We start from the raw sequence: 19,731 nt of genomic DNA, 5'->3' as shown, positions 1-19,731 counted from the left end.
TATTATGCCTCCACTTTGCGTACGTTTGAAACATCGATTGGCATCTCTTTTTTGATATGCCCGCCTTTTGTATTCTCTTCAGTTGGTTTAACAGCTTTTTTCGCTATTTTACAACCCTCAACGATTACTTTGTTTTTCTTAGGAAATACCGCAAGTACAGCTGCTTTTGTACCTTTGTCATCTCCAGCGATAATTTCTACAATATCGCCTTTTTTAAACTTAAATTTTGCCATTACACAACCTCCGGAGCAAGAGATACAATTTTCATGAATCCTGCGTAACGTACTTCACGACCGATTGGTCCAAAGATACGAGTACCGATTGGTTCTCTCTTGTCATCAAGTATAACTGCCGCATTGTCATCAAAACGGATTAAAGAACCGTTTTCACGTTGGACTTCTTTATGCGTTCTGACAACAACAGCTTTTACAACTTTACCTTTTTTAACTTTGGCAGTCGGGATCGCTTTTTTTACAGAAGCAACGATAACGTCACCCACTGATGCATAACGACGCTTGGAACCGCCAAGTACCTTAATACACATAATCTCTTTAGCACCTGTATTATCAGCTACATTTAAACGAGTAAAACCTTGTATCATACTACTACGCTCCTTTTACAACTGATTTAAGTCTAAAAGATTTAGTCTTAGAAAGCGGACGACACTCGATTGCAATAATCTCGTCTCCGACTTTTACTTCATTACGCTCATCATGTACCAGGTACTTTTTGAAACGTTTTACAACTTTATGATAACGAGGATGCATTACACGACGTTCAACAAGTACAGTGACTGTTTTATCGCCTGCAATTTTAATTACGTTACCTTGAATTTCACGCTTATTAGCCATCGCCCGCCCCTACTTTGCTACTGCAGCAAGTGCAGTATTGATTCTAGCAATATCTTTTTTAGCAACACGAAGTTCGCTAGTATTTTGTAATTGCATCATTTTTTGTTTAATTTTTAAAGTAAACAGTTCTGTCTTTTTCTCTTTGAGCATCGCCTGAAGCTCTGCTGCATTTTTATCTGCTAAATCAGAATATTTCATTGTTCATCTCCGCAGTAACAATTTTACATTTGAATGGAAGTTTGTGCATAGCAAGAGTTAATGCTTCGCGAGCAAGCTCTTCCGGCACACCACCCATTTCAAAGATTATACGACCTGGTTTAATGTTCATTACCCACTGATCCACTGCACCCTTACCTTTACCCATACGAGTTTCAAGAGGTTTTGCAGTTAACGGCTTGGCAGGGAATACACGAATCCAAATCTTACCTTGTCTTTTAATGTGACGTGTTGCAGAAATACGAGCCGACTCAATCTGACGAGAGTTAATACGACCGGCTTCTACCGCTTTGAATGCGATGTCACCAAAAGATAATTTATAACCAGAACGAGCGTAACCGCGGTTACGTCCTTTCATCACTTTACGATATTTTGTTCTTTTTGGCATTAACATGATTATTCAGCCTTTTCACTATTTTCACGTCTGGCTGGTTTTCTGCCACGACGCTCTTTTTTCTCTTCTTTCGCTTCTGCAGGAATACCTTTAGTCAGTACTTCCCCTTTGAAGATCCATACTTTAACACCGATAATACCGTATGTTGTATGTGCCTCGGCAAAACCGTAATCAATTTTTGCACGAAGAGTATGAAGAGGAACACGTCCTTCCAAATACCATTCAGTTCTTGCCATTTCAGCACCGCCTAAACGACCTGCAACTGCAACTTTGATACCTTTTGCACCAGAACGCTGCGCACCCTGCATAACTTTTTTCATAGCTCTACGAAATGCAACACGACGTTCCAGCTGAGTCGCAACATTTTCAGCAACCAATTGTGCCGAAGTCTGTGCTTTTTTCTCTTCTTTAATATTGATAGAGATTGACTTACCAACTAACTTTTGAACAGCAGTTTTAAGTTTTTCGATATCAGCACCTTTCTTCCCGATAATGATACCAGGACGAGCAGCAACGATAGTTACACGAAGTCTTTTCACTGTTCTTTCAATGATGATGTTGGAAACACCAGCATAGTAAAGCTCTTTTTTCAAATATGTTCTTATCTTGTGATCTTCACCCAAAGCAGCAGGAGCTGTTTTAAAGTTAGGAAACCATCTTGATTCCCAGTTACGGTTGATTCCAAGACGTAAACCAATAGGATTAACTTTTTGACCCATACTATTTACCCTCTACTTCTACTAAGATATGTGCTGTTGGTTTACGAATACCAGACGCCATACCACGAGCACGTGGACGGAAACGTTTAAGTACTGGACCATTGTCAACACGACATGATGTAATTACACAATCTTCAGCTTCACTACCGCTGTTCGCAACTGCAGACGCAATTACTTTAGAGATAATTTTTGCCGCCTTGTTTGGAGTGAATTCTAAAGCTGCCATTGCCTCTTCAGCATTCATACCCTGCACTTCACGTGCAATAAGACGAGATTTGATAGGTGATACACGGATAAATTTTAGTAATGCTCTAGCCATGACTACCCCTTCTTCTGAACAGAGCCCTTGTGGCCCTTGAATGTACGAGTTGGTGCAAATTCACCAAGTTTATAACCAATATGGTTCTCTGTAACATATACAGGAACGAACTGGCGACCATTGTGAACATTTATTGTCAAACCAACCATGTCAGGAAGAATCATAGATCTTCTTGACCATGTCTTAATAGGTTTTTTCTTCGCTTCGGCTTTCATAGCCTCCACTTTTTTCATTAAATGATCATCTACGAATGGACCTTTTTTTACTGAACGAGCCATTATTAACCTACCCTTTTAGCATTTGGTTTACGGCGAGTAATAATTAACTTATCACTAGCTTTCTTACGACGAGTTTTAGCACCCTTCGTTGGTTTACCCCAAGGAGTAACCGGATGACGACCTGAGTTCGTTTTACCTTCACCACCACCATGCGGGTGATCAATCGGGTTCATCGCAGAACCACGAGTCTGTGGACGAATACCAAGGTGACGCTGACGACCGGCTTTTGCTATAACAATGTTAGCAAATTCTTCATTTCCAACAATTCCTACAGTAGCTAAACACTCACCAAGCACTAAACGCATTTCTGATGAAGGCATACGTAAAGATACATATTTGCCGTCACGACCCATAATCTGAGCCGAAGTTCCGGCTGAACGAACCATTTGTCCGCCTTTGCCCACTTTTAACTCAACATTATGAACAAGTGTACCGACAGGAATGTTTTTCAGTTTCATCGTATTACCCGGTTTAACATCCAAACCAGACTCTGCAGCTTCAACTGTATCGCCAACATTTAAACCTTTTGGTTGCAAGATGTATCTTTTTTCACCGTCTGCATATGTAATTAATGCGATACGACAGTTACGGTACGGATCATACTCAATAGTAGAGACTGTACCCGGTACACCAAACTTGTTTCTTTTAAAATCAATAATACGGTAAAGCTTTTTCGCCCCAGCCTGTTTGTGACGAGAAGTGATACGACCATTGTTGTTACGACCGGCTGTTGTCGGAAGTTTTACAAGTAATGAACGGACACTCGCTTTAGCAGTGATATCTGAACTGTCTACATTCGTATAAAAACGACGAGACGGAGTTATCGGTCTATAAGTTTTAATTGCCATCTTATACCGCCAAACTTTCTATTTGTGCACCTTCAGGGAGAGTAACATAGAACTTTTTAAAGTCATTTTGTTTCCCCTGTACACCACGGAAACGTTTTACTTTTCCGCTTTGATTCAGAGAGTTGATTTTTGTTGGAATTATTCCGAAATACTCTCTAAACACCTCTTTAAGACCTGTTTTAGTCATACGTGGTGATGTTTGAACAACTATAACACCATCTTCTTGTAAACCCAAAGTCTTTTCTGTATATAAAATAGATTTAATATCTGTAATATCAGCCATTACTTAGCCTCACTTGTCAAAGTTTCCCATACAGCTTTTTCTATCACGATTGAGCGATAGTTGGCAGCTAAGTATGCGTTTAACTCATTAGATTCAATAACATATGTCTGGTGCAGATTTTCAAACGCCAAATATGTTTTTTCATCCAATAAAGATTTAACAAAAAGTGTATCTCTTTGACCTAAAGCTTTGAACATTGCTGCCGCATCTTTAGTTTTACCAGACTCAACAGAGATGCTGTCAACGATAAAAAGAGTACCATTTTGTGCATGCTCATTCAAAGCAAAGTTTAAAGCAAGTTTTTTCTGCTTTTTGTTTACTTTTAAATCGTAGTTGCGGTTGTTTTGAGAACCAAAAGCTTTACCACCGCCTACGAATATAGGAGAACGACGAGAACCCGCACGGGCACGACCGCCACCTTTTTGAGCCCATGGTTTTTTACCACCACCGCGTACTTCACTTCTACCCTTAGTTGTCGCTGTGTTTGCACGTTGTGCAGCCTGAGCAGACTTTACATAAAGGTAAAGGTTATGAGGGTTAATTCCAGAGAAAGACTCTGGCAATGCTAACTCAGATGCTTTTTCCATTTTTTCATTTAAAACGATTGCGCTCATTATTTAGCTACCTTTACACGACCTAAAGAACCGTTAGCACCTGAAACTGAACCTAAAACCGCAATGATTTTGTTTTCAGCATCGAAAGAAACGATTTCATTTTTCACACTGTTTTGTGTATTTCCGTATTGTCCAGGCATTTTTTTACCCTTCATTACACGACCTGGCCATTCAGCATTACCGATAGAACCTGTTCTACGACCAAATCTGTGACCGTGAGATGCAGGACCACCACCGAAATTCCAACGCTTCATTGCACCTGAAAAACCACGACCTTTTGTGTTGAAAGTAGTTTTAAGTACACTTGCCTCTGCAAGCGGAGCTAAATCCAAATCACCGGCTTCGGTATTTGTTACTTCTAATGTAACAAAACGGTTAAATTCAGTCGGAAGGTTGTATTTCTTCTGTTGACCTTCTATTGCTTTATTCATTTTTTTACCACTGTTATACGCGACAATAGCAGTACCTTCATTCACTTCACATACTTTCGCATCTAAAACTCTTAACAGAGTAACTGGTTTAGACGGAACTGTGATAGTACGGCTCATACCGATTTTTTCAACAATATATTCCACGATTACTCCTATTTGTCCATAGAGCGAACTTCAACGTCCACTTCCGGTGCAAGATCTAGTTTCATTAATGAATCCACTGTTTCCGGTGTTGCAGAAACGATGTCGATCATTCTTGCGTGCATACGAATCTCAAACTGCTCACGCGCTTTTTTGTTAACGTGAACTGATTTCAATACTGTATATTTACGAATTTTTGTTGGTAAAGGTATTGGACCACGAATTACGGCACCTGTACGCTTTACAGCCTCTACGATTGACGCTACTGATCTATCTAACACACGATGATCGTAAGCTTTCAATTTTAAACGAATTTTTTCCATGTTTTTCCTTCTAAAGAACTCGTTGGATCCTAGCCCAACTATTTTAAGGGAACGGAATTATACTCAAAGAGCTCTGAATATTCAAGGATTTAGGGTCCAAAAATCGTTTTTCTTTATAATTTATTTCCTTTTAATAAGGAAATGATACAATTGGATAGTTTAAAAATTGGAAATTTTATGGAAATACTACTCGAAGAATTTTATAAAACCGACTTACATGTAGAAAAATATACACAAAGAAAAGTTTTTATAGATGACAGATCATACCAAATCAGCGGTATCACCAAAAGCGGAAAAACCCGTTTGGTCAAAAACTATCTTTTATCTTTAAAAAAGAGTTCCTATCTTTATATCAACTGCAATGATGTACGTATAGAGAGCGAAAAACTCAATGCCGCGCTCCCCTCTTTTTGCAATATCAACAAAATTGACACACTTGTTTTGGATAACTACAATCCAACCATCAAATTCGTGAATGTTTCGCAGTTGGTCATTACAAGTGAAATTCCCTACAATTTTGACTTTTTGGAGCCTTTGACACTTTATCCGCTTGATTATGAAGAATTTTTGGCATATGAGCACAAATATGACTCAAGTGCGCTCAACCACTTTTTCCAACTCGGAGGACTTGCATCTATGCATACTGTAGCACCGGATGAGCGAGTAATTTATTTGCAAAATATTTTACAGTTCGCCCTGAGCGAAATTGAATTTGACATATTGTGTTTATGTGCAAAATTCATGTCGCAGAAGCTCTCTGCCTATACATTATACGAAAGGCTTAAAAGTACGCGTAAAATTTCCAAAGACAGATTGTATGCATCTTTTGCTCTTTTGGCAGAAAAAAAGTATATTCATTTACTGGCAAAATATCAGCATACACGTGCAACAAAAAAGGTCTATCTGTGTGATACTTCTTTAAAAAGTGCCTTAAGCATTGAAAAAAACTTTGTAAAACTTTTTGAAAACATGGTCTATCTTGAGCTGCTTAAATCATCTGCCGAATGTTATTATGAAGAAGGTATTGATTTTTATCTTCCCACAAACGATGAAATTATTCTTTGCAAACCTTTTGTGGATGAACGCAGACTCTTTAAGAAACTTGAAAGTATTGAAGCTTTTATATTCAGCTACGGAATTACAAAAATCACGGTCATAACCATGAACAAAGAGGGAAATATCGCGCATCCGCTCAGCAGTGTGGATATCATCCCTTTTGATATCTGGGCACTGGGAGATTAAAAAGTTGCGACAGCCGGCACTGAAGTACCGGTTCCGGGGAGATTTCCGGCTTTTTCGGAACGGGGAATGCAGTCCGGGCCGGGAACGGCAGAGTGTGCAACAGCCGGCACTGAAGTACCGGTTCCAGGGAGATTTCCGGCTTTTTCGGAACGTGGAATGCAGTCCGGGCTGAGAATGGCAGAGTGTGCAACAGCCGGCACTGAAGTACCGTGGAGATTTCCGGCTTTTTCGGAACCCGTACTTCAGTGCGGGCCGGGAGTGGCTGGCAAATTGGCTGACTTTTGTCGGCAAAGCTGTACTTTATTAACTTCTTTCATTATAATACGTTATATAAAACAAACAGGAAAAGTTTATGCAATTACCTCAAGACGAATATGAAAAAGCAATGCTGGAGGCTTTTGTGAACAAACCGGAAAAAACATTCTGGTACCAACAGGCGTTTTCCAAATTTGATGTCAACGGGATTGACACGATAAAATGGGTTTGGAGCTGGTGGGCTTTTTTTGGCGGATGGGCCTTTTTGCTTTACAGAAAACAGTATGTCCCTGCACTTGTGCTCTTTGTGCTTTCCATATTGGCCACAGCCATACCCTTTGGCGGATTGCTCGTTGCCATACTTGCGGGCGGTTTTTCTACCTATTTTGTATACAAAGGCTATAAACAGAAAAAAGCCGAGATAGAAAATGCTATTGCGGATCCGCAAAAACGTATTGAGACAATGAAAGAAGTTGGCGGATACAATCAATGGGTTGTATGGGTCTATGTTCTCTTTGTTTGCCTCTTTTTCTTATATATTGTTTCTGTAATGTTTACCATGGCGAGCATGAACTGATGCATTTGCTTTGTGGTATAGACGAAGCCGGGCGCGGACCTCTGGCGGGAGATTTGGTAATGGCCGGCTGTATTTTGCACAATACCATTGTCGGACTGCATGATTCAAAAAAACTGACAGCCAAAAAGCGTGAAGCTCTTTATACCTTGATTGTCAAAAATGCAAGTTACCATATCGTCAAATTTTCTGCACAGGATATAGACAACAATGGAATATCTGCATGTTTAAAAAAAGGGCTTCTTGAAATTATGAAAAATCTGCAGGCGGATGAGTATCTGTTTGACGGCAACCAAAGCTATGGAGTACAAAACCTGACAACTATGATCAAGGCTGACGGTAAAGTCCCCGAAGTAAGTGCAGCATCCATCCTGGCTAAAGTTGCACATGACAGAGATATTTTGGAACAGGCAAAAAAATACCCCCAGTATCAGTTTGAAAAGCACAAAGGCTACGGCACCAAGTTACATGTAGCCATGATAAAAAAGTATGGCTACTGCGAAATTCATCGCAGAAGTTACAAAATAAAGGCACTGGAATCTACACTCTTCGATTAAAAATAGACTTTTAATATTTCTTATATGTTACTTTTATACACATCATTAAAATATTTTAGCTATATTACATTTTTGTGATAAAATTATTTTAAATAAACTCAAACTGTTTCAAAAGCCCTGCTGTATGAAACTTTCATTTTCACACACGGTCAAGAACAGCACAATAATAATTTATAATTATAATTATTAAAAGATTAATACTTTAATATTATAAATTAATTTTATATTTTAAGATTGCTTAAGACGAGCAGTAATACTATTTTCCTGATTGAAAACAAGTTTTTGTTTTTAAAGTATATTTAACTTTACAGGAGAATGGAATGAATATGAATCGTAGAGATGCCCTGAGACTTGGTGCTATAAGCGTAGCTGCAGCTGCTACAACTTTGACCGGATGCGCTTATGGTGAAGCAAAACCCTCAAAAAAACAAAACAAAACAAACAGCAGTGTAGGTATGGGCACACCCGCCCCTCTTCCTCCGGCAACCGGTAAAAGAGTAGTGATTGTAGGCGGCGGATGGAGCGGTTTATCTATCGCAAAATACACAAAAAAATTCGCACCCAATGCGGATGTTGTTTTAGTGGAACAAAGAACAGAATTTATATCCTGTCCTATAAGCAACCTGTATCTTGTGGGTGAAGTGGATTTGGAGTTCTTAACACATGATTATTTACAGGCAGCCCGCGAAAACAAATATACATACTTTAATGCTACGGCTATCGGTATAGACAAAGCAAACAAAATCATTAAAACAAGCAACGGAGACATCAAATATGACTATCTGGTACTGGCTCCCGGTATTGACTATGACTACAGTGCATGGAATGTCGATACTGTTACAGAACAGAGGCTTCGCACCGAGTATCCTGCCGCCTTTATTCCCGGAAGCGAGCACATGACACTCAAAGCAAAACTGGAAGATTTTGAGGGCGGTAATTTTATACTGACGGTTCCGGGCGGAAACTACAGATGTCTGCCTGCTCCTTATGAAAGAGCCTGTCTGATAGCAGATTATTTTAAGAAAAACGAGATTGAGGGCAAGGTGATCCTTCTTGATGAAAATCCGGATATAACGATCAAAAAAGAGGGATTCCAGTCCTCTTTTGACGAAATGTACAAAGACTATATCGAGTACCATCCAAATTCTAAAATAATGAGCATAGATTTAGATAAAAAAGTCGTTGTCGCGGGTGAATTTGATGATGAGTATTCCTTTGAAGATGCTGCATTTTATCCGCATGTCAGAGGCGGAAAGCTCTTGGAGGTCTGCGGCGTTGCAAAAGACAATGTATTTAACAAGAAAGTAGGAAATATTGACCCGTTTACCTATGAGGTTATAGGCGAAAAAGATATTTTTGTCTCCGGTGATGCACGTCCGATGGGTTACTCCAAATCAGGCAACACATCAAATTCTGAAGGTCACTATATCGGGAAACTTATAGCACAAAGAGTCAACGGCAAAAAAGACATTCCTTGGAAGTCTCCGCTGACAGTCTGTTATTCTGCTGTTTCAGCCGGACCGATACATGCAATTTCCGTCAGAGCAGAGTATGAGTTTGAGGGCAAAAAACTCAAAGGATTTACAAATGTCGATCTTTCACAGCAATGGCGCGGCAAAACAGGCCTAAACAACGGAAAAGCTCTGAATGAATGGGCAAAAGGTATGTTTAGAGATATGTTTAACGCGTAACAGGGAGTTTTGCATGCAAAGAAGAGACTTTTTAAAAGTAGTCGGAGGTGTTGGCGTTGTCGCTGTAGCACCTTCTTTGATAGAGGGCAGACTCTATGCCGAGGATGGTACACTCTATACATCGTACAAGAAAGTACAGCTGAGTGATGCCGAGGGCAAGCCTTTGTTGGCATCACAGCTGGACAAAGAGGTTAATTATGTTTTTAACTATCCGTATGCGGGAACAAGCTGTATGTTGATTGCCCTGCCTCATCCTACAGAGAAAAATGTCAAACTGACAAGTGAAGACGGTGTCCAATATATATGGAAAGGCGGAGTCGGCAAAGAAAGAAACATTGTTGCTTTCTCATCCATCTGCCCGCACCAGCTTACACATATCAACAAAAGTGACACATTTATATCTTACTTAAAAACAGGGGGCAAAACTATGGGCTGCACCAAAAGTATGCCCTGTCATGACAAAGGAGAGGTAATAGTATGCGGTTCTCATTTATCGGTGTATGATCCCAAAAAAGGAGCGAAAGTACTTGGCGGCCCTGCACCGCAGCCTTTGGCTTCGATTGTATTGGAGCATCATGATGATGATACCTTATGGGCTGTCGGTGTTTTGGGCCCGGATAAATTTCATGAGTTTTTCAGAGCATTCAAACCAGAACTTAAAGAGCAGTATGGCGGAAAAAGAAAAGCAAAAAAACTTGTAAAAGACAAAGCCCAGACTGTAACTCTTGCAGAGTTTACAAAAGATATTATAAGATACTAAAGGATAGCAAAGTGAAGTCACTACTCATCATGACAGCAATTTTCATCTTCTCTTCGTCTCTTCAGGCAGGCGATACGCTCAAACAGTCAGAACTTGCTTCAGATATGCGCAAAATGTTACAGGCAGTCAATCAGATTCAAACGGCAGGGTTTTATTATAACAAAGAGGGCATGACAGAGGGCGTCAATAAACTAAAGAGTGCAATTGGTTCACTGACAACAACAGATGCAAGAAGTTACCTTCCTGCAAATGAAGCTTATGCGGACAAGTTCGCTCAAAAAAGAGCCAAAATGATTACAATGTATGCGGATGATATGATTGTATCTCTCAACAATGAAAACATAGATGATGCCATAGAAGATTATTCCCAGATTATCAGACAGTGTACATCATGCCACTCCCGAATAAGAGCAAATGCCTGGAAATTAAAATAAGAAGGAATCGGAGTGAAATGACCTCGGAACCGGTACTTCGGTGCCGGCTGGTGTTAGCACTGCATTGACAATCTGTCATGCCACAGGGTCCGCACTAAAGTACGGATTCCGGAAATGGTATGACGCTGCGACATGAAGTTCGGAGTGAAACGACCTCGGAACCGGTACTTCAGTGCCGGCTGGTGTTAGCACTGCATTGACAATCTGTCATGCCACAGGGTCCGCACTAAAGTACAGATTCCGGAAATGGTATGACGCTGCGACATGAAGTTCGGAGTGAAATGACCTCGGAACCGGTACTTCAGTGCCGGCTGGTGTTAGCACTGCCTTGACAACCTGTCATGCCACAGGGTCCGCACTAAAGTACGGATTCCGAAAACAGTGGGTTATGCTGCGACATTCATGGCAAGCTGTGCCATTTTTTGCATATATTCTGCAATATTGTTTTTCGCTGCAACCGCTTTTTTCAATTCATTGATAAAATACTCTTTTGTTCTCTCGTCGGCAATATTAAATGTATAAAGCACCCATTCGGTGTTGAGCGCAATTTTTTCGCCGTTTTTTTCCACCGTGAATGTTTTGTAGAGATTTATGTCTGTATCGGCCAGCATATCCAGTACTTCTGTGTAAAATGCATTTACCTCGGGATTGATTAAAGAATGCAGTTCCTCTTTTGCAATTTTGGCATCCACATCGTCAAAACCGTCTCTGCCCAAGATCAGGACATCCCCCAAAAGAAGCTGTTCTCCTATGAAATAGGGTTTTTTCTTTTCACTCAGGGCATTTGCATCTGTATACATTACATGTTCTTTCAGACCTGCCAGTTCGTCAATTAAAATTGAACTGAAAAAAGTATATACGGTATTTGCAGCCATGGTAATATCAATCTCTTCAACCGCCAGTGTCTGATTGTCTATACTCAGCGCTTTCATTAAAAAGTATCCAGTAAAATAACATTCACAGATGTTCCCGCTTCCAGAAACTTGTCATCTTCGCCTGTAATCATTAATGCACTCTCATGAAGCATATTTGTCAAAATGGCAGAACTTCCTACTTTCTTTCCTTTGAAATTCACAAAATACTCACCGTCCTCTACCACAATATTGCATGCGGTAAACTCTGTAAACCGGCTTCGTTTTGTAAAATCTTCCTGCAGTTTTGCAGCAACAGTTTTGTACGGAACTTTTTTGCCAAGCATTTTTGCAATCAGCGGCAGTGCATACAAAATCGCAGTAACTGTTGAAGAGTAGGCAAATCCCGGCAACGCCAGAATAAACTTGTGCCCGCGCTGCGCAACCATAATATGGCGCCCTGGCTTGATACCGACACCTTTATAGACCACTTCTGCACCCAAACGGGGAATAATGTCTTTTACAAAGTCATAATCACCGACACTCACTCCGCCGGTACTCACCAAAATATCTGCAGACTCCAAAGCATTCTCAAACGTTTTCATAATAGTATCTCTGTCATCGGGAGCAGTGCCAAGCTGTATGACCTCTGCACCGGCCGACTCAAAAAGTGCTGCAAGCGTATAATTGTTTGAACTTCTTATCTGGGCAGGGTTATCCGAATTTTCGCCCAGATCAAGTATCTCGCTTCCGGTTGCGATAACTGCGACACGGGGGCGAAGGGCTACTTTTACCATCACCTGATTGAGTCCGGCCATTACACCGATTTGGGCAAAACCTATTTTTGTGCCTTTTTGAATAAGCACATCCCCTGCTCCGTATCCTTCACCGACCGGACGTACCGCATTGCCTTTTTCAACCGGTTCATTGATAATTATCTTGCCGTCACTGTAGCTGACATTCTCTATCTGAATCAGCGTATCACTTCCCTGCGGCATCATCGAACCTGTAAATGTTTTAATAGATTCCCCTGCAGACAGTACCCGTATCTCATCATGTCCCGCAGGGTTGTCACCAAGAACAGCCAGTATGCCGTTTTGCAAATCTTCATGACGCACCGCATATCCGTCCATGGAAGCGGTAGGAAACTGCGGATCATTAAATTCGGCCACAATGTCCTCTGCCAACACACGGCCTAACGCATCGCTTAAAGGCACTCTTTCATACCTGTGGTTGTTTACCTGTAAAAGCTCCAGCATATTTTGGCTTGTCTCAAAAGAGATAAAATCAGTTCCTGTTATACTCATTATTTTGCTCCTAAAATTCCGCTGCCTTTTATTGCAGTTGAACGGTCTTTTGCATAGACTCTCTGCCCGTTTTTCAAATCATATTTCCATATCGGCGCGGATGCTTTGAAATCTTCTACAAATTCGTCTATAAGTTCCAGGGCCACCCGTCTTTTTGGTGAAAAGACTGCGGCAATATATGAAGATTCATGCAGCATTACATCTCCGCGGGAGTGCGCCATTTTGACCACAGCACCTTTTTCTTCTGCTTTTTTCTGCCAATTTTTAAACCATGCTTCCAAAATCGGTTCATAGATATCAAAACTCAGTCCTTCAATGCCGTCTTCGCTGCGCACCGTTCCGACAAAAGGGATATATGCGCCATAATTGCTTTTCGCCTCTTCTTCATACCATTCCTGCAGGATTTTCGGCACATCCAGTGAATTGTTATATAGTTGCAACAAATCTCAGCCTCCGCAAACAGGAGGAAGCAAAGAGATTTTATCTCCGTTTTTAAGCTTACACTCCAAAGAGGTCACAAGATTATCGTTCACTGCCACCGCACAGTTGTCAAGCCACTCTTTTACCTCTTCGTCTTTTTGCAAAATTGCTGCCAGTTCATTGAGATTGGCTATTTCTAATTCCAACGCCTCTTTTTGTATCGGTCCTAAAAATTCTACTCTTACCAAAACAACATCCTCATCTTAAATTACTCTAATTATATCTAAGATAAGTTAAGTGATGTATAATTACGCATGATTTTTGGAAAAATAGAATACCTCAATCTCTTGCCTTTTCATGTATTTATGAAGCGATTTACACGAAGCACACAGCAAAAGCTACAGATGGAATACAAAAAAAATGTTCCGGCAAAAATAAACGATGCTTTTTTAAACAGACGTGTTGATGCCGCATTTATCTCAAGTATCAAAGCAAAAAAAAGCAAACATGTAAACCTTGGAATCATTGCAAAAAAAGAGGTCAGAAGCGTTATTGTTATTCCCTCGGTACAGAATAAAACAGATATTGAATCTGCTTCATCCAACCTTTTGGCAGAGCTCTTACATGTAAAGGGCGAAGTACTCATAGGAGACAAAGCATTGCGTTATGCACTTGTAAATAATGACTATATTGATTTGGCGCAACTGTGGAATGAAAAGTATCATCTGCCTTTTGTTTTTGCGCTTTTATGTTATCACAAAAACCAAAAGCAGTACAAAAAGATAGAAAAAGCATTCCTCAAAAGAGAGATAAAAATTCCGCAGTATCTTCTGCAAAAAGCATCAAAAAAGACAAATGTTGCCCCCGGTGATATACTTGAGTATCTGCAGCTTATCTCTTATAAACTTGACTGCAAGGCAAAAAAAGGTCTCAAGAAATTTTATAAATTACTGTAAGTACCTATCCAAAAGAAACACCAAAAAAAGAGAGTTAAAAAAGCAGTAGGTACAAGACAAAACTCCATAGGAGCTACTAGTAGCTTTTGCTATGCCCCTTGGGTACAAGGGGTTTTAACGAAGTAGATACTGCTTTTTTAGCTCTCCCTTTGGGTAAAAGAATAATGGCACGATTGACTTCGTTAGATTTCATCAGATTAGCTACGGCTAGTCTATCAAAAATCTGCCTTGCACTCGCACCATTCTTCTTTTACTTTTTTTGGTGTTTCTTTTGGATAGGTACTTAACAGCCCGCACTGAAGTACGGGTTCCGAAAACGGCTGCTTAAATTTTACCGTCTAAATGATCCGCTAATCTTTGCAGTTTTATTTTATACGCATCAGTATCAAAATCCTTTACACGGGCAACACCGTCTTGTATCGCTGCTTTGGCAACCGCGGAAGCGACATACACCAAAACCCGTCTGTCAAAAGGCGAGGGAATAATATACTCGTGCCCAAACTCCATATTTTCTCTGTGATGTATCTGTTTTACATGTTTTGGAACAGGCTCTTTTGCCAGAGCGGCCAAAGCATGTGAAGCTGCAAGTTTCATATTTTCAGTAATTTTTGTTGCTCTTACATCCAATGCACCGCGAAAAATCTGCGGAAAACCGAGTACATTGTTTACCTGATTGGGGTAATCACTTCTGCCGGTTCCAATAATCACATCCGGCCGCGCTTTTTTTGCATCCGCAGGGGTAATTTCGGGGTTTGGATTTGCACAGGCAAAAATAATGGGATTTGTCCGGGACATAGATTTTACCATTTGGGGTGTGATAAGGTCAGGTCGGGAGAGCCCAAGCACCATATCTGCGTTTTTCATTGCATCTGCCAAACTTCTGTCAGCTGTCTCAAATGCAAAAAGTTTTTTGTATTTGTTGAGATCGCTTCTGCCGCTGTGAATAACCCCTTTGGAGTCAAGCATGGTAATATTTTTCACGCCCAATGCCTTATACATTTTCCCGCAGGCAATTCCCGCTGCTCCGGCACCAATAATGACGACCTTGAGATCCTGTATATTTTTATTGCTCATTTGGGCAACATTCATCAGCCCTGCTGTTGTAATAACGGCTGTCCCATGCTGATCATCATGAAAAACAGGAACATTGCAAATCTCTTTGAGTCGTTCTTCTATTTCAAAACATCTTGGTGCTGAGATATCTTCCAGATTGATGCCGCCAAAACTGTCAGCCATCGATGCAACAATATTCACAATTTCGTCTGTATCTTTTGTGTTAAGTTCAATATCAACAGCATCAATATTTGCAAAAGATTTGAACAAAACACCTTTACCCTCCATAACCGGTTTTCCCGCCAAGTGACCGATGTCACCAAGCCCGAGGACCGCTGTGCCGTCACTTATCACTGCAACCAGATTTCCTTTGTTGGTATATTCATAGGCAAGGTCTGCATCTTTTTGTATCTCCAGACACGGATATGCGACACCGGGACTGTAGGCCATTGAGAGCTCTTCTTGTGTTGTGCACGGTTTTGTCAGCAGTGTTCCTGTTTTTCCGTTTGTGTCAAACTCGCTTTTGGCTTTGTGGTAATCCAGTGACGCCTGTTTAAATGATGGTTTCTCTGCCATAATTGTTATCCTTGTTGTTTATATTTCAAATCTGCTGCCAACACCAGCCGGCACTGAAGTACCGGTTCCAAGTGGAAGTATCCGTTGTGAAATTATTCCGCACTCTGCAGAGACTTTTAGACCTTTGTTAGAAAAAGGACACTGTTGCCTTTTGAGTTGTAGTATATGCCCATAGAGTTTTTACGGGAGACAAAAACTCCGCGACCATTGAATTTTTTTGAATTTCTAAAGATTGTCGCCAGTTGATTTGTGTCAAATCCCTCTCCCTCATCTGTGATTTGTGTCACTCTGTATTGGGCAGATGCAGTTTTGATATTATATATTTTTACGGTTATTTTTTTTGTACACTCTTTTTCAAGCGAAACCAGTGTCTCAAAATATTTATCCTGCTCAAGCAACTGATGTTTTATTTCAGAATCAATACCCAGATTTCCATGCTCGTATGCATTCATAAAAAGTTCATTAAAAGCAAGCCCGCTGCAATGATTCCGACAAATACCATCATACCAGTTATTTGCTTCTTCAACGGCATCCAGCGTTGTTTCAAAAACCTTTGCACTGACCAGTGTTGTTTCATTTAATTCTAATCTGTTGATAAATATAAAAGTAAAATCATCTTCCTGTATGGCAATTTTTTCCAATACATGTTTTTTCATCTCTTCTCGGGTAAAAGAGCCTATAAAATCATTTTCAATAAAACTGTTATATACGATTCCCTCTACAGTATTGTTTTCTACTATGCCGTCACTGTAAAAAAGAAATTTATGTATATTTTTTACAGAGCAATTGTCTATCTTGTATGTTTCGCTCCACTTGCTCATCGGCGGATTGTTTGATTTGATTTTTATCACATTGCCTGCATTGTCCTCAAGTAAAAAAGGCGGCATTGCAAATTTGGCATATTCCAATTCAAAAGAGTAGTTGTCAAATAAAATATAGTCTACAGACAGAGCTTCCTCATCAAGCAAGATAGGCTTCATAAAATCCATAGACTCTTGAATCAGTATATCAAGACTGAAATTCTCATACTCTATCATTTTGTCTATCAAATGATTGACAAAGACTGTCACAGCCATGGCACTGAGTGAAGCACTCAATCCTTTTCCCATCCCGTCAACAAGAAAGTAAAAAGTTTTGTCTTCATTGATTCTTCGAGCAGAATAGGCATCCCCGCTCAGTGTGTCAAGAGGCTGATAAAAAAAGTCTACCAGTGAAATATCTTTAGAATCAATCATCTTGTAATAAAAATCATTTCTCAGGATATTGAGCTCTTTTTGAAATGCCAGCTCTTCCTGGTAGGCGGCATAGGCATCTTTCTCCTGTAATGATTTATCTGTACTCTTTTCCTGCATTGTTTGGACTAAATTTTAAATTTACTGAGTTCATTTTTTAAAGCAGCGGCATCCTGAGAAAGTGTTGAGACAACAGCTTCTATCGTTGTGCGCAGCTCATTGTTTTTTGTAGAAACAACAACAATCTCATCCATCGTACTCACAAGCTCTTTTGTTTTTGTTGCTATGTATATGCTTTGGTGCATGACATCAGTGGAGCTCTCTTTTGTCTGCATCAGATTCTCTTTTGTATCATTGGATGCTACGATTAGTTCCTGCGCGGATTCTGCAATCTGATCCATACTTTGTGAGGTATGCTGTGTCTCTTCGGCGATTTCAACTACATTTTGGGTAATGAGATTTACATTTGCACTGATTTCGCTTAAGGATTTTTGTGTACGCTCGGCAAGTTTTCTCACTTCATCGGCAACTACGGCAAAACCTCGACCATGTTCCCCGGCACGGGCTGCTTCAATAGCGGCGTTGAGTGCAAGCAGATTTGTCTGATCTGCAATATCTGAAATAATCTCCAGCACATCTTTGATATTTTTTGCCTGTTCTGTCAACTCGCTGACTTTTTGAACAAGCTCCTGCTGTTGTGAACTGCCCTCTTCTATAGACTCTACCACTGTACTCAGTTTGCTTATAAACTCTTCTAAGAAATTCGATGTTGTCTGTAAATCTTCTGTCACTGTCACAGTAGATTCTTCTACCGTATCGAGTTTATTACCAATATCTACCGCCAGTTCATTGACCACACTGATTTTGCCGTCTTCCACTTCACTGTTTTCTTTTAAAGTAATCACGACATCCCGTAATCTCTCAGATTCATTTTGGTTTCTTCTTGAGACATCGGTAACACTCAGAACTGTCTCTTTAAAGGCACTGATCATTACATGTAAAGCTTTGGAAATTTGGGAAATTTCATCATTGCCTTCTACAATGATGTTACATGTAAGGTCAAGATCACTCGAAACGCATTTTATTTTTTCCAAAGAGCTTTGCACGCTTTTGTTTACGCCTCTGCTGATTGTCATAATGATGATAAAAATAATAATTGCAAAAGCAATATAACTTACAAGAGTAATGACTGTCCGTTTTTTATATTCTGATTCTATTTTTGCCAAAATTGCATCATTGTTTTTGGCAAGTTCATCATCTACATGTTTTAAAAGATTTATCTTTTTTGTAATGGTTTGAAACCAGACAACACTGTCAACCCCAAAATTACCTTCATTTGCTTTTGTTTGGGCAATTTCTCTCATTTTGTTTACTTTATCCACAGCAGGAGAGTTCATTGTGCTTCTGTAAAGTTGCTTTGCCCTGTCTGTCGCCATCGTTAAGAATGCATCTATATAAGCGTCCTGCTGCGCCACAAGTGTAATAAACTTGGCATACATTCCCGGAGCAAACCTGTCTGCAGAAAATGTAGCACTCAGTACCGCACGCTCTATCCCCGCTCTCTCTTTTGATTTTAAAAAGTTTGTATAGGCGTCCAGGGCTTTGACCAGTTCAGGAGTCGATGCCAGTTTTGCACTCAAGCCGACAATATTTAAAATCTTCTTGTTCATCTTTGTATAATATGCAACTTCTTTTGCAACACTGATACTGAAACTGTCAACAAGATTTCTGATTTGACTGATTTTATTCATATATTCTTGCAGTCCACGGATCTGATCTTGAAGTTCTTTTGGAAAATCATTTAAATCCAATGTCTTGAGATACTCTTTGAACTCCTGGTTCCTTTTATCTGTCAGTTCTCTTTGTTTAGGAAGAATACCTGCAAATTTCTTCCCCTTCGAACCCAAATAACCGGCACTTGCCCCTCTCTCTTTTTGCGTCTCATGAATCAACAGACTCAGTTTTTGAGACATTACATTCAACATCTTTGACTGTTGTACAACAGTATCTTCTTTCAGCGCTGTGTTAACCGTCAGTCCTATAATTACCAAAGCAAAAGAGACAACAATGGCAGTAATAAGATTGAGTTTGCTTTTTATAGTCATTTTTTATACCTTTTTTACGTGAAATAAAGAGACAAGATTCAGATCTTCAAAAAGCTCCATAAGCTGTTCATCGCCTACTTCCACATGTAAGTCAATATTGTCCTTTAAAACAAGTTTGTTTAAATACCCGATCACAGAGGAGGTGATGGATATGGAATCTTTGATTACGAGAACAATATGCCTGTGTGTTGTTCTGAGCGTATCTATCGTCTCTTTAATCTGTTGATAGTCCTGTATCGATTTGATATTTCCGTTTATAGTTACAGTATTTGCAGACACTGAAATAGTCATATAATCTTCC

The 19,731-nt window shown here is 40.0% G+C and carries 28 protein-coding genes; 7 read left to right on the top strand and 21 right to left on the bottom strand.

The features are described 5' to 3' along the window. Positions 1-2: 2 nt before the first annotated feature. From rplX to rpsJ, 13 genes are read right to left on the bottom strand one after another with little or no spacing between them, the layout of a single operon-like run. Entirely contained in the window at positions 3-233 is a 231-nt protein-coding gene (gene rplX / locus MNY28_RS05795) for a 50S ribosomal protein L24 (protein ID WP_151901253.1), read from the bottom strand. Continuing rightward, entirely contained in the window at positions 233-601 is a 369-nt protein-coding gene (gene rplN / locus MNY28_RS05790) for a 50S ribosomal protein L14 (protein WP_013326030.1), read from the bottom strand. The genes rplX and rplN overlap by 1 nt, the downstream gene beginning before the upstream one ends. A gap of 4 nt (positions 602-605) precedes the next feature. Then, on the bottom strand, positions 606-851 hold the full coding sequence (gene rpsQ, locus MNY28_RS05785; RefSeq protein ID WP_151901252.1) for a 30S ribosomal protein S17: 246 nt from the start codon (positions 849-851) through the stop codon (positions 606-608). Between the two features lie 9 nt (positions 852-860). After that, positions 861-1,049 carry a 50S ribosomal protein L29 gene (gene rpmC, locus MNY28_RS05780; RefSeq protein WP_151901251.1) on the bottom strand — a complete coding sequence of 63 codons (189 nt, stop codon included), beginning with the start codon at positions 1,047-1,049 and terminating at the stop codon, positions 861-863. After that, a complete protein-coding gene (rplP, locus tag MNY28_RS05775) occupies positions 1,036-1,461 on the bottom strand; it encodes a 50S ribosomal protein L16 (protein ID WP_151901250.1) in 426 nt (141 codons plus the stop codon). Before rplP ends, rpmC begins: the two co-directional genes overlap by 14 nt. A 2-nt stretch (positions 1,462-1,463) precedes the next feature. After that, entirely contained in the window at positions 1,464-2,180 is a 717-nt protein-coding gene (gene rpsC / locus MNY28_RS05770; protein ID WP_151901249.1) for a 30S ribosomal protein S3, read from the bottom strand. 1 nt (position 2,181) lies between these two features. Further along, a complete protein-coding gene (gene rplV, locus MNY28_RS05765) occupies positions 2,182-2,499 on the bottom strand; it encodes a 50S ribosomal protein L22 (RefSeq protein ID WP_013326025.1) in 318 nt (105 codons plus the stop codon). A 2-nt stretch (positions 2,500-2,501) separates the two neighbouring features. Further along, the gene (rpsS, locus tag MNY28_RS05760; protein WP_151901248.1) at positions 2,502-2,777 is read right to left on the bottom strand and encodes a 30S ribosomal protein S19; all 276 of its coding nucleotides are present in this window, start codon (positions 2,775-2,777) and stop codon (positions 2,502-2,504) included. A 2-nt stretch (positions 2,778-2,779) separates the two neighbouring features. Then, on the bottom strand, positions 2,780-3,625 hold the full coding sequence (rplB, locus tag MNY28_RS05755) for a 50S ribosomal protein L2 (RefSeq protein WP_151901247.1): 846 nt from the start codon (positions 3,623-3,625) through the stop codon (positions 2,780-2,782). A gap of 1 nt (position 3,626) precedes the next feature. After that, positions 3,627-3,908: a 50S ribosomal protein L23 gene (locus MNY28_RS05750; protein ID WP_151901246.1), complete on the bottom strand. Its 282-nt coding sequence runs from the start codon at positions 3,906-3,908 to the stop codon at positions 3,627-3,629. Beyond that, complete coding sequence (gene rplD, locus MNY28_RS05745) at positions 3,908-4,522, bottom strand: 50S ribosomal protein L4 (protein ID WP_188109991.1); 615 nt, start codon at positions 4,520-4,522, stop codon at positions 3,908-3,910. The genes MNY28_RS05750 and rplD overlap by 1 nt, the downstream gene beginning before the upstream one ends. After that, entirely contained in the window at positions 4,522-5,097 is a 576-nt protein-coding gene (rplC, locus tag MNY28_RS05740) for a 50S ribosomal protein L3 (protein WP_151901244.1), read from the bottom strand. The genes rplD and rplC overlap by 1 nt, the downstream gene beginning before the upstream one ends. An 8-nt stretch (positions 5,098-5,105) precedes the next feature. After that, positions 5,106-5,417 carry a 30S ribosomal protein S10 gene (gene rpsJ / locus MNY28_RS05735; protein WP_013326019.1) on the bottom strand — a complete coding sequence of 104 codons (312 nt, stop codon included), beginning with the start codon at positions 5,415-5,417 and terminating at the stop codon, positions 5,106-5,108. Between the two features lie 177 nt (positions 5,418-5,594). Between rpsJ and MNY28_RS05730 the strand changes: the two genes are divergently transcribed. The 6 genes from MNY28_RS05730 to MNY28_RS05705 all read left to right on the top strand — a co-directional run bounded on the left by MNY28_RS05730 (position 5,595) and on the right by MNY28_RS05705 (position 10,930). After that, positions 5,595-6,659, top strand: a complete 1,065-nt coding sequence (locus tag MNY28_RS05730) for an ATP-binding protein (protein WP_346389188.1) — start codon at positions 5,595-5,597, stop codon at positions 6,657-6,659. 352 nt (positions 6,660-7,011) lie between these two features. Further along, positions 7,012-7,491 (top strand): DUF2628 domain-containing protein, encoded by a 480-nt coding sequence (locus MNY28_RS05725; RefSeq protein WP_346389187.1) that lies wholly within the window; start codon positions 7,012-7,014, stop codon positions 7,489-7,491. Continuing rightward, positions 7,491-8,045 carry a ribonuclease HII gene (locus tag MNY28_RS05720; protein ID WP_346389186.1) on the top strand — a complete coding sequence of 185 codons (555 nt, stop codon included), beginning with the start codon at positions 7,491-7,493 and terminating at the stop codon, positions 8,043-8,045. Before MNY28_RS05725 ends, MNY28_RS05720 begins: the two co-directional genes overlap by 1 nt. Before the next feature lie 320 nt (positions 8,046-8,365). Further along, positions 8,366-9,736 (top strand): FAD-dependent oxidoreductase, encoded by a 1,371-nt coding sequence (locus tag MNY28_RS05715; protein WP_151901240.1) that lies wholly within the window; start codon positions 8,366-8,368, stop codon positions 9,734-9,736. A 13-nt stretch (positions 9,737-9,749) separates the two neighbouring features. Then, on the top strand, positions 9,750-10,496 hold the full coding sequence (locus tag MNY28_RS05710) for a sulfur oxidation protein (protein WP_346389185.1): 747 nt from the start codon (positions 9,750-9,752) through the stop codon (positions 10,494-10,496). 11 nt (positions 10,497-10,507) lie between these two features. Then, a complete protein-coding gene (locus MNY28_RS05705) occupies positions 10,508-10,930 on the top strand; it encodes a hypothetical protein (protein WP_346389184.1) in 423 nt (140 codons plus the stop codon). A gap of 386 nt (positions 10,931-11,316) precedes the next feature. Here MNY28_RS05705 and MNY28_RS05700 read toward each other — a convergent pair whose 3' ends face one another. The 4 genes from MNY28_RS05700 to MNY28_RS05685 are packed head-to-tail and all read right to left on the bottom strand — an operon-like array spanning position 11,317 to position 13,756. Further along, complete coding sequence (locus MNY28_RS05700; protein WP_346389183.1) at positions 11,317-11,862, bottom strand: hypothetical protein; 546 nt, start codon at positions 11,860-11,862, stop codon at positions 11,317-11,319. Further along, positions 11,862-13,088 carry a gephyrin-like molybdotransferase Glp gene (glp, locus tag MNY28_RS05695; protein WP_346389182.1) on the bottom strand — a complete coding sequence of 409 codons (1,227 nt, stop codon included), beginning with the start codon at positions 13,086-13,088 and terminating at the stop codon, positions 11,862-11,864. Before glp ends, MNY28_RS05700 begins: the two co-directional genes overlap by 1 nt. After that, the gene (locus MNY28_RS05690) at positions 13,088-13,531 is read right to left on the bottom strand and encodes a molybdenum cofactor biosynthesis protein MoaE (RefSeq protein WP_346389181.1); all 444 of its coding nucleotides are present in this window, start codon (positions 13,529-13,531) and stop codon (positions 13,088-13,090) included. The genes glp and MNY28_RS05690 overlap by 1 nt, the downstream gene beginning before the upstream one ends. Before the next feature lie 3 nt (positions 13,532-13,534). Beyond that, entirely contained in the window at positions 13,535-13,756 is a 222-nt protein-coding gene (locus tag MNY28_RS05685) for a MoaD/ThiS family protein (protein WP_346389180.1), read from the bottom strand. Positions 13,757-13,822: 66 nt separating this feature from the next. Between MNY28_RS05685 and MNY28_RS05680 the strand changes: the two genes are divergently transcribed. Further along, the gene (locus MNY28_RS05680) at positions 13,823-14,464 is read left to right on the top strand and encodes an MqnA/MqnD/SBP family protein (protein ID WP_346389179.1); all 642 of its coding nucleotides are present in this window, start codon (positions 13,823-13,825) and stop codon (positions 14,462-14,464) included. Positions 14,465-14,788: 324 nt separating this feature from the next. Here MNY28_RS05680 and MNY28_RS05675 read toward each other — a convergent pair whose 3' ends face one another. The 4 genes from MNY28_RS05675 to MNY28_RS05660 form a co-directional block, all read right to left on the bottom strand. Further along, positions 14,789-16,093 (bottom strand): malic enzyme-like NAD(P)-binding protein, encoded by a 1,305-nt coding sequence (locus MNY28_RS05675; protein ID WP_346389178.1) that lies wholly within the window; start codon positions 16,091-16,093, stop codon positions 14,789-14,791. 116 nt (positions 16,094-16,209) lie between these two features. Next, complete coding sequence (locus tag MNY28_RS05670) at positions 16,210-17,445, bottom strand: SpoIIE family protein phosphatase (RefSeq protein ID WP_151901274.1); 1,236 nt, start codon at positions 17,443-17,445, stop codon at positions 16,210-16,212. A gap of 8 nt (positions 17,446-17,453) precedes the next feature. Next, positions 17,454-19,430 (bottom strand): methyl-accepting chemotaxis protein, encoded by a 1,977-nt coding sequence (locus tag MNY28_RS05665; protein WP_346389177.1) that lies wholly within the window; start codon positions 19,428-19,430, stop codon positions 17,454-17,456. A 3-nt stretch (positions 19,431-19,433) separates the two neighbouring features. After that, complete coding sequence (locus MNY28_RS05660; RefSeq protein ID WP_346389176.1) at positions 19,434-19,721, bottom strand: hypothetical protein; 288 nt, start codon at positions 19,719-19,721, stop codon at positions 19,434-19,436. Between the last annotated feature and the right edge of the window lie 10 nt (positions 19,722-19,731).

The organism is Sulfurimonas sp. NWX367, assembly GCF_039667065.1.
Lineage (GTDB): Bacteria > Campylobacterota > Campylobacteria > Campylobacterales > Sulfurimonadaceae > Sulfurimonas > Sulfurimonas hydrogeniphila.
Note: the sequence above shows the minus strand (reverse complement) of the source record. Positions and strands in the feature narration are given on the sequence as shown.